The organism is Marinobacter xiaoshiensis, from assembly GCF_031631795.1.
Classification (GTDB): Bacteria; Pseudomonadota; Gammaproteobacteria; order Pseudomonadales; family Oleiphilaceae; genus Marinobacter; species Marinobacter xiaoshiensis.
The window spans coordinates 105,810-119,188 of record NZ_JAVMBO010000003.1; the positions used below are offsets into that span (position 1 = coordinate 105,810).

The following is a 13,379-nucleotide window of genomic DNA, read 5'->3' on the forward strand; positions in this document are numbered from 1 at the left end:
TCAGGGTTAGCTGCAATCCAGAACCAGCTTGCCCCGCACATGCCCACCCTCAAGTAGTTCGTGGGCTTGTGCCGCCTGATCCAGCTTAAAAGCCTTCTCAATGTGCACCTTTACATCACCGTCTTCAATCAGTTCGGCAATTTCATCAAGGTGAAACACATCCGGGCGCACGGTCATGCCGTAGGCCTTCAGCCCCTGGGCTTCGGCAGCACTTATAACCTCATCGGCTGTGACCGTAGGAATAGTAACCAGGACGCCACTCTCCCCAAGGGTGCGCAGAGAGCGTTTGCCCGTCTCACCGCCAACCAGATCCAACACAACATCCAGCCCAAAGCATTCGTCAGCAAAATCTGTGGTGTTGTAGTCGATCACTTCGTGCACACCCAGCTCTGCAAGGAAGTCGCGATTGCCTACAGAGGCCGTGGCAATAACATGCGCGCCGTGTGCCAGTGCAAACTGCACCGCCAAGTGCCCCACACCGCCAGCACCGGCGTGCACAAGTATCTTCTGGCCCTGCTCAAGCTCAGCTACTTCAAACAGCGCCTGCCAGGCCGTGAGTGCCGCCAGTGGCAAGGCGCCTGCGGTTACGAGATCAAGCTCCTCGGGCACAACGGCCAACTCATCTGCCGCCGCCAGCGCGTATTCGGAATAGCCCCCACCATTCAATGGAAAACCCACCAGCCCCATAACCCGGTCGCCGGGAGCCAGCGTGGTTACGCCATCTCCGATCGCAACAACTTCGCCAGCCACATCGTAGCCTGGGGTCCATGGTAAAGAACTCTCTATCTGCTGGGCTACAAATCCGAAACCCTTGCGGGTTTTCCAGTCAATAGGATTCAACCCGGCGCCGTGAACGCGAATCAGCACCTCACCTTGTTGCGGTGATGGAATATCTGAGCTGACAACTTCCAAAACATCACGCTCACCAAACTGGTGGTAGACCACCTTCTTCATGGACGATTCAGAATTATGGTCAATAGGGGTATCCATGGGTATCTCCGCAAAAAGGTGATGACAGTGACTGATTTGGTTGAGGGGGCTTATTCTCTTCTCAGACTACCAGAAGTTGACGGCAATAGTGACTGACAACCAATCTACAAGCCTTTCCCGCCTGCTACGCTGGCCGCTTGCAAAATGTCGGCAAATTCTTTTGGTGCCCGGGAGGGGCGCTGGGTTTTCAGGTCAACACAAGCGTGAGTCGACATTGCCCGCACCAGAGTTTTCCCGTCGGCTGGCCGCACCAACTGGAACTGCCGCGCAGAACGAAAACGGCCGTCAAAGCCCGTAAGCCAGGTGCCCAAAATCAGCCGGTCACCGGGGTTGGCAGACGCAAGATAATCGATCTCTGTGCGGGTAATCGCCATGGCTTTGCCAGTGGCCTCGTGCAGCTCCCAGGTCATACCGAGACTCTTGATGTGCGCCCAGCTGACGTCTTCGAGCCAGCGCACATAGACCACGTTGTTTGCATGCCCCAACTCGTCGGTATCGGCCTCAACCACCAGAATATCAAGGGTAAAAGGGTCAGGAAGATCCCATTGTATTGGCTTGTTTTCAGTCATTACTGCTCTCCAAGGCCCGGAACATCCTGTAACGACAAACGCCCGATGCGATCATTGTGCAATGAGCCAAAATACAGGTAATCGCCGTGGGGGTTAACCGAAGTAATTTCCTGCAAATGTTTGCCCTCGGTGTCGTGCAGACTGGCGATCACCTCGCCCTCGCCATTAAACGCTACCACCAGGCCGTATTCCTGAGGCGCGGGCTGAAAGCTCTGCGGAAGTATGGCAACCAGTTCTTTGAGCCAGGGTTTGGGGTGCAAGGTATCAATATTGGCATTCCGAAGTGTGGGAAAGGCTACCCAGAACCTGCCTTGTTCATCCACTGCCAGATTGTCGGGAAAACCTGGCAGGTTTTCTGCAAAAATCTCTGTCTGGCCGGCTTTTGGGCCATTTATCCAGTATTTGTGGATACGGTATTTCCAGGTTTCATTCACCAGCAGGTAATCGCCATCCGGTGCCACCGCAACACCGTTGGCAAAATGCAACTCCCTCAACAGGACCTCGGTTGCACCAGATTCCGGGGAATACCGCAAAAGCCGGCCGTGGGGCCGCATTTCAAAAAGATCGAGCAGGTAATCATGCTGGTAGAAGCGGGAACTGGCATCTGAGAAATAAATGCGACCATCAGGCGCGATATCCAGATCATCTGTAAACCGGAAGGGTACACCTTCGGCTTCAGTGCTCAATACGGTGATGTCACCGTCAGGCGTAACTGACAGCAGGCCTTTCCATGCATCCGCGACAATCAGGTTGCCACTCCGGTCAAACACCATGCCCAAGGGACGGCCTCCGGTAGACAGCCAGTTTTCAACCTGCCCATCGGGGAGAACGCGCACAATGTAACCATCCTGGGTGCCCGCAAAAACCACACCTTCGGAGTTAACGGCGGTGTCTTCCGGGCCATACACCTGGCCTTTTGCCAGTAAATCTGCCTGCCGCAGATGCTCGTTCGGGGTAAGCAAGCCAGTCATGGCCTCCGGGACAGGCGGTTGCCAGGCTTTGGCATCAATAGGTGATGGCGCCATAAAAAGGCCACCCAGTAAAATAAACAGAACTACTAACCCACCCATCAACCATTTCATACGTTCAACCTGTTTGCTTGTTGTTGTTTTTAAGAAGCTTATACGGCTTCTTCACCACTCAAAAACTGCTGACACAAGGCCACAAAGGTGTCCGTCTTTTCCGCATGCAGCCAGTGCCCGGTGCCTTCAATCTCGGTCAGTTGAGCCCTGGGGAACAGTCGGTTAATTTCCTCTCGATGCTTTTCCTGAATATAAGCCGAATCAGCGCCCTTCAAAAACAGCACTGGCCCCTTATAGGGCGTATCGCCCTCGGGTGCGGCGGCCAGATTGGCATAACAAGCCTCAATCGCCTCCAGGTTCAGGCGCCACCGATATACGGAGCCATCTTTTGGCTGCTCTTCATTCGGAATACGCTCCAGATTCATCAGCAAAAACTGCCTGACACCAGGTATCTCTACAAACTCAGCCAGTTGTTTATCGGCATCACGGCGGGAGCGCACACTGGCAAGATCAACCCGCATCATGCCTTCAAGAATCGCATCGTGCCGTGCTTTATAGGTTACCGGCGCAATGTCGGCAACAATCAGCTTTTCCACCCGCTCCGGCGCTTGCAAAGCGACCTGCATGGCAACCTTGCCACCCATTGAGTGCCCAAGGAGGCAGGCTTTATCAAGCCCTTTCTCGTCCATGTAGGCTAGTACATCCTCAGCCATGGAAGGGTAGTCCATTGTATCTGCATGAAAGGAACTGCCATGGTTTCGCAAATCCAGGCCGTGAACCTGCCAGTCCGTATGGAATTTCCGGGCAATCGCACCCAGGTTTTCCTGAGCTCCGAACAGGCCGTGCAGCAGAATAATTGGGGCACCTTCTCCGGTAATTCGATGGTTCAGTATTGCACTCATGGGCAGGCTGTCTCCGTCAGGTATCACAAGGTTCAGATTCCGTTACATTAACACTGCCAGTCAGGCTAGCAAGGGGAAGGATTGTCGGTAGGGCTTTCTTCGGGCAGAAAAAAACCGGGCAGAGCCCGGCTGTAAAAGTCATAAGCTAACTTACTGAGCAATTAGCAGTAGTAAATCTCGCCAAGATATTCTGCCAGCGCTGCTACGTTTTTGCGCTCAAACTCTGTGCTCGGTACAAAAATGACTGGTTTCATAAAACATCTCCTTGATGAGTTATCCATTACTTCAACCTGTGCCTTAAATGCTATCGTTACAAGAGATGAAGCGCGTTGACAGACTGTCCCAATCGCTTGACATTTTGTAACAAATCCATGAAAACCCGTTAATGAGCCAGTAAATGTGACCCAAACGCCTATTAACACGACAACAACACCCTTTGTTGCTGCATCCAGTACGCTGGCGCTGGTTCACTACCTGAATCGCCAGGGTGTGCTGAACAGGCAACGGGTTGAGCAAATTCTTGGTATGGACCTGTCAGCACTCAGAGAACCAGACAGGCGCGTAGCTGCGCAGGCGCACTACCGCCTTTGGGATCATGCCGAGAGGGTCACGGGCGACCCGGCGGTAGGCCTGAAAGCTGGCCAGATTATTGACCCGGAGCGCATGGGGTTGGTGGGACATGTATTCTTCAATTGCGATACCTTGGGCGAAGCAGTCACCCAATATGTGCGTTTACACAGGCTTATTAACGAATCAGTGATTTTGAGTTTCGAGCAGACTGACGATCTCGCCATCCTGACCTGGCAAGCTGACTCGCCCGAACACTATTGTCGCCAGGACATGGATCGTACGGTTGCGGCTGCCTTATCGCGAGGCCGGCATTTTATCTATCCCGGGCTGACAGTAGAGTGGGCAGAAATTGCCCACCCACGCCCGGATTATGCCGATAAATATGAAACCCTCCTGGGTGGTCCAGTGGTATTCGGGGCTGCCGTAACCCGACTGGCCATCAACAGTCGCCACATGAGTCACCCAATACCCCATCGCAACCCTTATGTGTATTCAGCCGTTCTCAAACAGGTCAACGGCCTGATGGCACGCCTGCAAACCCGACGTTCTTTCAGTCGCAAGATACGCAAATTGATATCTCGCCAGATGGCGACCGACAAGATTGATGCAGATACTCTGGCCCGGCAGTTTCACATGAGTCGCCAGACCCTGTACCGGAGGCTGAAAAAGGAAGGTTACAGCTTTCATGAGCTAGTAGAGCATGTGCGTAAGGACAAGGCTCTGCGTTACGTTGCGTCAGACCAATACGCTTTGGGTGAAATCGCATTTCTTCTCGGGTTCTCCGAGCTGAGTGCGTTCAGCCGCGCATTCAAACGCTGGACGGGCATGGCTCCGGCCCAGTACCGCGAGCAGCACCTTACTGTGAAATCGGATGAATAATGCCTGATACATCATTAGTTGCCATCGCTGTCAGTCTGCTTTATCTGGGCTCAGCAGCCTGTATTTATAGGATTCTGCTGACCTACCGCACGACCCAGGGCGCCATCGCCTGGATCATTGGCCTGCTTGGTTTACCCTATATTGCGGTGCCGCTTTTCTTTGTTTTCGGACGTTCGCGCTTCGGCGGGTACGTCAAAGCGCGACGCATGGGAGACAAGTCCCTCACGGCCCTGCTCACACGCTTCGAACAGCACACCACATCCCTTTCCATGCCGGAGCAGCAAGATCTTGACAAGCAGATGCAGGTTCTTTGCAAGCTCGGACGTCAGCCGTTCACCGAGGGCAACAAATGCACGCTGCTGAGGGATGGCGAAGCAACATTTGAGGCGCTGATTACGGCTATTGAGAACGCCACGTCTTATGTTCTTCTTGAGTTTTACATTGTACGCTCAGACAAAATTGGCCAGCGCATCAAAACGGCGCTGGAGAAAAAGCTTTCCGAGGGTGTGCAGGTATGGTTTCTCTACGATGACGTGGGCAGTTTCGGGCTATCCCGACGTTACCTGAATGAACTGGCAAAAGCCGGCGCCAAAGTGGCGTCGTTTGGTGACGGTAACATTCGGCGCCTGCGGTTTCAGATCAACTTTCGCAACCACAGAAAGCTGCTGGTTTGCGATGGCAGAATCGGTTTTATCGGAGGCATCAACCTCGGCGATGAGTATATGGGCACTGTACTGGGCCAAGGGTTCTGGCGAGACACTCATTGCCGGATAGAAGGCCCGGCCGTAACCGGGTTACAGCTTGCCTGGCTGGAAGACTGGAACTGGGCAAGTAATGAGTTTCCCCAATTGGACTGGACTCCGAAGGATAGGCTGCCTGGTAATGAACAGGTTCTGGTGCTCCCCACAGGCCCGGCAGACACGTGGGAAACCTGCACGCTGTTTTTCCTGAGCTGCATCAATAATGCCCAATCCCGCATCTGGATTGCGTCACCCTACTTTGTTCCAGACGTTCAGGTTGTGAACGCACTGCAGCTCGCAGCCCTGCGAGGGGTAGACGTGCGAATCATGATTCCGGAAAAATCAGACAGCCGGCTGGTTGGTCTGGCGGCCTATTCCTACTTGATTCAAGCCAGCCAGGCAGGCATTGGCATTTATCGTTACCAGCCCGGCTTCATGCATCAGAAAGTTGTCCTCGTGGATAATCACTATGCCGCTGTGGGCACAGCAAACCTGGACAACCGCTCCATGCGCCTGAACTTCGAGATAATGGCTATCAACACCTCACAAACGTTTGTTTCCGATGTGGATGCCATGCTCACGGAGGATCTTTCCTATTGTCGCAAAATGACGCAAGAGGATTACCAGGGGCGCTCCATTGCGTTCCGGCTGACCTGCCGCGCAGTGCGTCTATTGGCACCTCTGCTCTGACCAGGCCTCCGGTGCGCTGGCTCCACAATGGGTGAATATGCGACTATTCCCTTCATTCTTTCAACCAAGCCCAGCGACCATCATCCATGAAGGCCTTCCAACCTAAAGTGACACTGACCGAACAGGTCGCCCGCCACATCGAGAACCTGATCGTTTTTGGCCAACTTGATTCCGGTGAGCGCATATACGAAGCCGCCATGGCCAAGAAAATGGAGGTCAGCCACGGTTCGATCCGGGAGGGTCTTTTACTTCTCGAAAAGCGCCATCTGGTGAAAAACGTGCCCCGCAAAGGCGCCTTTGTAACAGAGCTGGATGATTTTTTTGTGCGCAGCCTATACGAAACACTGGAGCTGTATCTGTGCCATACCGGGTGCAAGCTTGCTCGCCAGTGGCAAACCGAAGACCTGGAGCGGTTGGAGCAGCTCAACCAGAAAATGGAAGACCACTATCACAACAATGACCTGATGGCATTTCTGGATCTGGGCATTGAGTACACCAAAGCGTCTCTAGCCTACGCGGACAACTACTTTATCGTATCGGCAATTGAGGACTTATGGCCCTCCGCCAGGCGTTGCGCCTTCGTCGCTTTCAAGAGGGGCGGCAAACGGGTTCTGGAAGACAACCTTGAGCACATGCGGGAATCTATCGGTGCGCTCCGGGACAGAGATGAACACAAACTCGTCTCCGTGCTCCACCGCTATGCAGTTCAGCAGTGCCAGCAAGTATGTGAGGCAGTTTCTGGCACTTAATTGCCTGCCGGGTCGACTTAATAAAAAAGTTGGGTAAACGAAAAGCCGATATTCAGGTAAACCGCCCAGCTGTCTTTACTACTGTAGGCCGTAGCTAACTGCACAGGACCGAGGAAGGTATCGACACCAGCAAAGACACTCCAGGATTTCACCGAGCTATTCCACCCGGCATCACTGAGGGAATCCCAGGCATTCCCTGTCTCAAGGCCCATCCCTGCAAACCAGGGCGTAATCGGGCCACCGAATGTCTGCCGGGCATAAACCGACGCCATAGCGGCACTGTCACCGGTAATCTGACCTGGAGCGTATGCAGATAACCGCCGGAAACCACCCAGGCGCACAGTGTTCTCAATTCCCGCATTCCCACGGGTCACCGTGTGAGCATAGAGCAGCCCTGTCAGGGTAAACTCTTTCCAGCTTCCCGTGCCCAGCGCCATCCCCGTTATCGCGTCGAAATGTCGGTCTGACCCCAGATCTTCACGCTCAACACGGCCACGGATTCCGGCAAAGGCTCCTTCTCTCGGGAAGAACGCATCGTCCAGGGAGTCGTGCAGCAACTGGAGGCTGACATTGCCCTGGTGAACTGCGTCTTCGGGCGCGACTGGCGCACCCACCTGTTTGTCCACGGTGGCGTAACCACGGGCATAAGTGAAGCTGGCCTGGGAGTTTCTGCCGAGCTCCATTCCCAAGCCAAGATCCGCCTGGCGGAGCGTCACGTCCAGCTCGGCAACACGCTTACCTCCGGAATCATATACGCTCACGGTGTCGCGGGCATACTCGGCACCCGCCAGCAAAAACCGCTCAAAGCCATAATCGATCGGCTGGTACCACTGGGTTCTTATGAAAGGCTCCGTGCCAAGCTGCGCTCCGGTTTGCCATTCACCTCCAAGCTCATTCAACTCGGTCATTCGCACAGATGCCGCAAGATTAAAGCGGGTATCACCGTCAAAATTGTCTTCATAGTTCAGACCAAATGACAGGTAATTAGGACCCCAGCTTTTCTCCTGAACCTTGATGATCAACAGCGTTCCATCTGCATCTGGTGACGGAGACTGGGAGTAGGACACAATTTCGTAATAGCCCAGCCCATAGATGCGCTTCAGATCTGCCTCCAGAGCCTCCACATCCAGTGGCTCGCCGATTTTCTGCCGTATTCGCTCCCTAAGGAACTCCTGGCCCAGCCGGCGATCCTGTTCAATCTCAATTCCGACGATCAATCCTGCACTGTGACTGGCAGAGACCAGTCGCGACTTGTATGCACGCCAGGCTTCATCAGATGCGGACAGGGGGTTGAGTTCCACTGCATGCGCGCGGGCGCCTGTGGCGCCCAGCTCAAACAGTATCGGGCCGTTAAAAAAGTCTGCCGAACCATGACCTTCCAGATCTGGCCGGATAAGCACGTCTTTGGCTCCCAGCAACCCTAGCTGTTGATCGGCATTGCGCCGGGTCATGATCGTGGTCAACTGGTCAAACACAGAGAAGGCTTCGCGCAACTGATCCGACCCCATCAATTCGTTTGTAATATCAACCGCAATGATGATGTCAGCACCCATTTCGCGAGCAACACTGACCGGCAAGTTGTTCGCAATGCCGCCATCCACCAGCAAACGGCCATCAAGGTTGACCGGAGCGTATACCCCAGGGATGCTCATACTGGCGCGCACCGCCGTCGCAAGATGACCATGGCCAAGCACCACCATATCACCGGTTTCCAGGTCGGTCGCAACAGCACGAAAAGGAATGGGTAAACGATCGAAATCCTCGACCAGGGCAACGCTATGGGTCAGCTCGTTGAGTATAAAACCAAGATTCTGGCCCGCAATAATGCCGGCACCCAGGTGCAAGCCATCCGAACTGACACCAAGCCCCGGCGTTACGGGAAATCGCCAGTCTACCTGCTTCCGGCGAACCGGTTTGTACGCCCGACCGGGATCATCCCGAAAGCTCGACAACCAGTCCAACTGGATAAATCGCTGCTCGATTTCTCCTACCGGCATGCCAGAGGCGTAAAGTGCGCCCACTGCTGAGCCGGCGCTGGTTCCCACCACAAAGTCCACCGGGATTTTCATTTCTTCCAACACCCGGAGCACGCCTACGTGGGCCATGCCTTTGGCTCCACCACCACTAAGCACCAAACCTACGCGAGGGCGTTCTGCTGCTGCATCGCTGGCCGTTGCAGCGAAAGATAGAGGGGATACCAAAATTAGCCAGGTGAGGGCCAGCAATGAATAGGGCGTCAAAACCCGAGAAACTCCATGCATCCCATATTCACTTTTTCTTCGACTCATCGTCTACCAGCGAAAGATGAGACACATCTGGCACCATAGGTGGCGGAAGATCCCTTTCAACACCTATGTCGCTCCCCGGGGGTGCCAGCGTCCAGTCGTCAAGATGCTGGAACATGGGAGGCTCGACTTCCTCTGGCTCAACCAGAGTTACCCCGACAGGGTCGAGCCCAAGAGCTGACCCCGCAAGGATGTCATCAACCTTGTCGCCTGCCACCGGCAAACGATCACCAGGCTCAACCGCAGGTGTAGCCGAACCGGAAGCTGCTTTTGCGGGAGCTGGAGCAGCGCTAGCTGGCTGGGGCTCGGGGGCGGGTACAGGCGCTGGTGCAGGTCTTGCCTGCGGCTGGCTTCCAGGCATGGGTTGAACATAGGCCACCATGCCGTGCTTGTGTAGCACCTGGCGGTACTTTTCAGCCTGATCTTCATCCAGCTTGTTGCGGATCACTACAGGGCTACCGCTGAACATGCGCTCTATTTGCTCAACGCTGGCTTTAAACAGCGTGCGGGCGTTGTTCCGCGCTGTTGTCATATCGGTGCCAGAGGCACACTCGCCCTTGAACACAAGCTGAAACATGGGCAACTCTCCTGCCGTCGGTTTTCATTTCATGATAGTAGATAGCGCAGTGTCAGGGGAGCCCCCGTCCGCGGAACATATCGCTTAAATGTATGCAAACTGCAAACAATTGAAAAAGGTAGACCTAATCTCGCGCAATAGGCGACAGTATTTGCAATAATCAAACTTAACCAAACATTACGCTTCGTTACACACCAACAAAAAAGTACACCGGGGGAGCTGCCGCCATGACTATTCAAAACCTGATCCGTTCGGCAGCCGCTGCAATCATACTCTGCGCGCCCCTGGCACACGCGGAAAACCTGGACATTGTTATGAGTCAGGTATTTCCTCTGGACCAGGCAACTTATATCGGTTTTGAAAGTATTGAACGCGAAGACATCCCGCTCACTTCTGCCATTGATCGCAAGTATCTCGTGGTCGACTTTCGCCTTGCCGCAAGCCAGCCAGCAGCAGAGCATCTCCAGGCCAGTGTTCACAAAGTCTGTATGGCATTACTGAAAGACCGCGAACTGGTTCGCAGCCTTTCAGACTCCGGCTATGACATGGTTTCTGTAGCTTTTGACCGCCGCTCCCAGTTCGACTGCCTGTAAACTTGCTTAATCTTCCCGGCCCAGCAGTTTCGGGAAGGCATCAAGCGCACTGTTAACAGCGTCCAGATTGAAGGCTTCCACATCAGCCTTCAACTTCTCACCGTATCGCGTTACAGACCGTGAGCGATAACGTTCGCCCCACTCCAATACCCGGCGAGCAAAGTCATTCATTTCTTCAGGATCACCGCTTTCCCGAACAGCTTCCCATTCGTCACCGAAGTCAGTCGTGAGCTGTTCTTTCAGCCAGCCCCGTTCCTGAATACTCAGCGTTTGGGCTAAAAGCCTTTCAGATTCTTTGGTTTCACCTTCGTCCTCAGCCTGAGCTCCTGTTGCCTGAACGTCAGGAAGGGTGAGTGTAAAAACAGAACCATTCCCCGGCTCACTATCCACACTTAACTCTCCGCCCATCATCTGGGCCAGCTTGCGGCTAATGGCAAGCCCGAGTCCGGTGCCTCCATAGCGGCGGGTGTTTTGTCCTTCCTGCTGCTCAAAGGCGTCAAAAATACGCTCAAGCTGGTCGGGGGGGATGCCGATTCCCGAATCTTTCACCTTGATGGTGAGCCGATAGCTTTGCTGCTCGGGTGTTTCTCCGGCTTTGCCCTGAACCGGTTTGACTGTTGCCCGCACAGTCACCCCACCCTCATGGGTAAACTTGATGGCGTTACCCACCAGGTTAAACAGCACCTGCCGAAACCGCGTTTCATCCAGCATCATGGCGACTGGCATATCCGAGCCAACACTGACTTCCAGTGTGATGCCTTGCTCACGGGCACGCAGATCAAAAATATGCCGCACATCATCAAGCAACCGGCGGACGGAAACGGGGGAATAATCCAACCGCATTTTGCCGGCCTCAATTCGGGACAGATCAAGAATATCGTTAATCAGCATCAGCAAGCTTCGGCTGCCCGCCCGGATGGCGTCCAGATAGTTGCGCTGCTGAGGGTCCGTAACGGTGTTACTTAGCAGATCGCTATAACCGATCACCGCATTCATGGGTGTTCGGATTTCATGGGACATATTGGCCAAAAACTCGCTCTTGGTGCGGCTGGCAGCTTCAGCCTTTCGAGCCAGACGCTCCGCCTCCAGCTTTGCTGCTCTCAGTTCATCTTCACTCCGGCGCAAGGCGTTTTCTGAACGAATCCGCTCGTCTACCTCCCGTGAGAGCTTGCGGTTCCAATAAAGAAATATCAGCACAACCACTATAGCGATCAGAACAACCCGGCGAACCACTGTGTAGTCGGTTTCCTGCTCGATATCGAGATGGATCCAGCGGTTGTAGATAGCCTCGGTTTCTGCTGGTTTGAGACTACCCAGGGCCTTATTCAGGATTCGATGAAGCTCCGGGCTATCGTTTCGCACTGCAAGACGGAGATCGTACTGATAGGGAGTGATACTGGTGATCCGAAGATTCGAAAGCCCCAATCTGGCAACGGTATAACTGACGGCCGGGATATGGGTCACCATGACATCAAGATCGCCGTTGGACAGCGCAAGCAACCCGGCTTCTATCGTCGCCATCGGGTAAAGGTCGAGGTTTGGATGATTGATAAGCAGGTAATCGTGGGCGGCATGGCGATTAACCACGCCCACACGCTCTCTGCGCAGCTCCCTCAGGTCCCCGATAAAGCGCCCGTCATCCCGTATCGCCAAGGCAATTGGCACATTCACATAAGCCCGGGTAAACAGAAACGACTCTTCCGTTCTTGGGGTGCGTGACAAGCCGGGCAGAATATCCACTTCCCCGGACATCAGTGCCTGCTCTGCAACCACGCGGTCTTCCAGTATTTTTCGTTCAAACCGCACGCCCAGCTGATTCTCCAGCCGCGCGACCAGGTCTGGTACCAAGCCTGTGGCGCGACCATCCTGGGCGTATTCAAATGGCGGCCAGTCAGAACGGAAAGCAACCTTAAGATCAGGGTGACGTTTGAGCCATTCAAGGTCGGAACCGGAGAGCTCCACACCACTTTGCTCCAGCGCAGTAAGATCCACTTGCAGCCAGGACTGCCGGATCACGCGGTGCTCATTATGGCTTATGGCCTCTACGGTTTTATCCAATACCCGGAACAAAGGCTCATTGCGCTCATCTACCTGAAACACCACATCAACTGATTTCTGATCAAGCAACATCGAAAGCCCGATACCATTAATCATGGCAGACTGAAGGTAGTCGGAAACCACCGGCACCGGCCCCAGAAAGGCATCGGCCTGGCCCGACAGTACCTGACTGACAGCTTCCCCCAGGCTCTGAACAGGTACCGGCGTAAACTTTTCAACAGTATCCAGCATGCTGTACTGGTTGGGGTCGCCCTCCAAAACCGCTATACGACCGCTTTCAAGATCCGCCAATGAGCGGATAGCGGCATCACCTGCGCTCACAAACAGGCCATAGGTGAGGGTCATCAGGGGGGTGGTAAAACGTTTTCCACCGGGCACTGGCGAGCCTGGAACTCTGGTGGTCAGAAGCGCATCGATTTCAGGTGACTCAAACTGCGGCTCGGCGCTGCTGTCAGCGCCTATCACAACAGGTTCAATGGGCAGGTCGAGTTTGTCGGATAGCCGGGCAAGGTAGTCGATGTAGGTGCCGGCAAGGGTGCCATTTCCGGTATCAAACACCAGGGGCACCTGGTCCGCACGAACACCGACCCTGAGCTCCTTCTGCTCGCTGATCCAGCTCAGGTCTTTACTGCCCAATACGGGTGCCGGCGAAGCCTGGGGAGGGTCTGCCCATGCAGCGGACTGAAAAACCAGCAGCAACAAGTATGTTAAAAACAGAAGGGAGACCTTCACGGGATGTCCTGAAAAGTTGTACT

At 54.4% G+C, this 13,379-nt stretch carries 11 protein-coding genes; 4 read left to right on the forward strand and 7 right to left on the reverse strand.

The annotated features are described in order from the left end of the window. Positions 1 to 6: 6 nt before the first annotated feature. From RKA07_RS00480 to RKA07_RS00495, 4 genes are all read right to left on the reverse strand, one after another. The gene (locus RKA07_RS00480) at positions 7 to 990 is read right to left on the reverse strand and encodes an NADP-dependent oxidoreductase (RefSeq protein WP_310965285.1); all 984 of its coding nucleotides are present in this window, start codon (positions 988 to 990) and stop codon (positions 7 to 9) included. 104 nt (positions 991 to 1,094) lie between these two features. Further along, complete coding sequence (locus tag RKA07_RS00485; protein ID WP_200203355.1) at positions 1,095 to 1,559, reverse strand: acyl-CoA thioesterase; 465 nt, start codon at positions 1,557 to 1,559, stop codon at positions 1,095 to 1,097. Further along, on the reverse strand, positions 1,559 to 2,641 hold the full coding sequence (locus RKA07_RS00490; protein WP_310965286.1) for an SMP-30/gluconolactonase/LRE family protein: 1,083 nt from the start codon (positions 2,639 to 2,641) through the stop codon (positions 1,559 to 1,561). The genes RKA07_RS00485 and RKA07_RS00490 overlap by 1 nt, the downstream gene beginning before the upstream one ends. Before the next feature lie 38 nt (positions 2,642 to 2,679). Continuing rightward, positions 2,680 to 3,483 (reverse strand): alpha/beta fold hydrolase, encoded by an 804-nt coding sequence (locus RKA07_RS00495; protein WP_200371674.1) that lies wholly within the window; start codon positions 3,481 to 3,483, stop codon positions 2,680 to 2,682. Between the two features lie 399 nt (positions 3,484 to 3,882). Between RKA07_RS00495 and RKA07_RS00500 the strand changes: the two genes are divergently transcribed. The 3 genes from RKA07_RS00500 (at position 3,883) to RKA07_RS00510 (ending at position 7,111) form a co-directional block, all read left to right on the forward strand. Beyond that, on the forward strand, positions 3,883 to 4,932 hold the full coding sequence (locus RKA07_RS00500; protein WP_310965287.1) for an AraC family transcriptional regulator: 1,050 nt from the start codon (positions 3,883 to 3,885) through the stop codon (positions 4,930 to 4,932). After that, complete coding sequence (gene cls, locus RKA07_RS00505) at positions 4,932 to 6,362, forward strand: cardiolipin synthase (protein ID WP_200371672.1); 1,431 nt, start codon at positions 4,932 to 4,934, stop codon at positions 6,360 to 6,362. The genes RKA07_RS00500 and cls overlap by 1 nt, the downstream gene beginning before the upstream one ends. Before the next feature lie 107 nt (positions 6,363 to 6,469). Further along, on the forward strand, positions 6,470 to 7,111 hold the full coding sequence (locus tag RKA07_RS00510) for a GntR family transcriptional regulator (RefSeq protein WP_310965288.1): 642 nt from the start codon (positions 6,470 to 6,472) through the stop codon (positions 7,109 to 7,111). A gap of 17 nt (positions 7,112 to 7,128) precedes the next feature. Here the strand turns inward: RKA07_RS00510 and RKA07_RS00515 are convergent, their stop codons facing one another. After that, on the reverse strand, positions 7,129 to 9,372 hold the full coding sequence (locus RKA07_RS00515; RefSeq protein ID WP_310965289.1) for a patatin-like phospholipase family protein: 2,244 nt from the start codon (positions 9,370 to 9,372) through the stop codon (positions 7,129 to 7,131). 7 nt (positions 9,373 to 9,379) lie between these two features. Beyond that, positions 9,380 to 9,973, reverse strand: a complete 594-nt coding sequence (locus RKA07_RS00520) for a hypothetical protein (RefSeq protein WP_200203340.1) — start codon at positions 9,971 to 9,973, stop codon at positions 9,380 to 9,382. Positions 9,974 to 10,200: 227 nt separating this feature from the next. Between RKA07_RS00520 and RKA07_RS00525 the strand changes: the two genes are divergently transcribed. Next, positions 10,201 to 10,566: a hypothetical protein gene (locus RKA07_RS00525; RefSeq protein ID WP_310965290.1), complete on the forward strand. Its 366-nt coding sequence runs from the start codon at positions 10,201 to 10,203 to the stop codon at positions 10,564 to 10,566. A gap of 6 nt (positions 10,567 to 10,572) precedes the next feature. Here RKA07_RS00525 and RKA07_RS00530 read toward each other — a convergent pair whose 3' ends face one another. Beyond that, positions 10,573 to 13,356, reverse strand: coding sequence for an ATP-binding protein (locus tag RKA07_RS00530; RefSeq protein WP_310965291.1), 2,784 nt, complete (start codon positions 13,354 to 13,356; stop codon positions 10,573 to 10,575). Between the last annotated feature and the right edge of the window lie 23 nt (positions 13,357 to 13,379).

What these genes read in the sequence shown, in the direction of transcription:
- RKA07_RS00480 (WP_310965285.1), bottom strand. Translation starts at nt 990, where the DNA reads ATGGATACCCCTATTGACCATAATTCTGAATCGTCCATGAAGAAGGTG.
- RKA07_RS00485 (WP_200203355.1), bottom strand. Translation starts at nt 1,559, where the DNA reads ATGACTGAAAACAAGCCAATACAATGGGATCTTCCTGACCCTTTTACC.
- RKA07_RS00490 (WP_310965286.1), bottom strand. Translation starts at nt 2,641, where the DNA reads ATGAAATGGTTGATGGGTGGGTTAGTAGTTCTGTTTATTTTACTGGGT.
- RKA07_RS00495 (WP_200371674.1), bottom strand. Translation starts at nt 3,483, where the DNA reads ATGAGTGCAATACTGAACCATCGAATTACCGGAGAAGGTGCCCCAATT.
- cls (WP_200371672.1), top strand. Translation starts at nt 4,932, where the DNA reads ATGCCTGATACATCATTAGTTGCCATCGCTGTCAGTCTGCTTTATCTG.
- RKA07_RS00515 (WP_310965289.1), bottom strand. Translation starts at nt 9,372, where the DNA reads ATGCATGGAGTTTCTCGGGTTTTGACGCCCTATTCATTGCTGGCCCTC.
- RKA07_RS00520 (WP_200203340.1), bottom strand. Translation starts at nt 9,973, where the DNA reads ATGTTTCAGCTTGTGTTCAAGGGCGAGTGTGCCTCTGGCACCGATATG.
- RKA07_RS00525 (WP_310965290.1), top strand. Translation starts at nt 10,201, where the DNA reads ATGACTATTCAAAACCTGATCCGTTCGGCAGCCGCTGCAATCATACTC.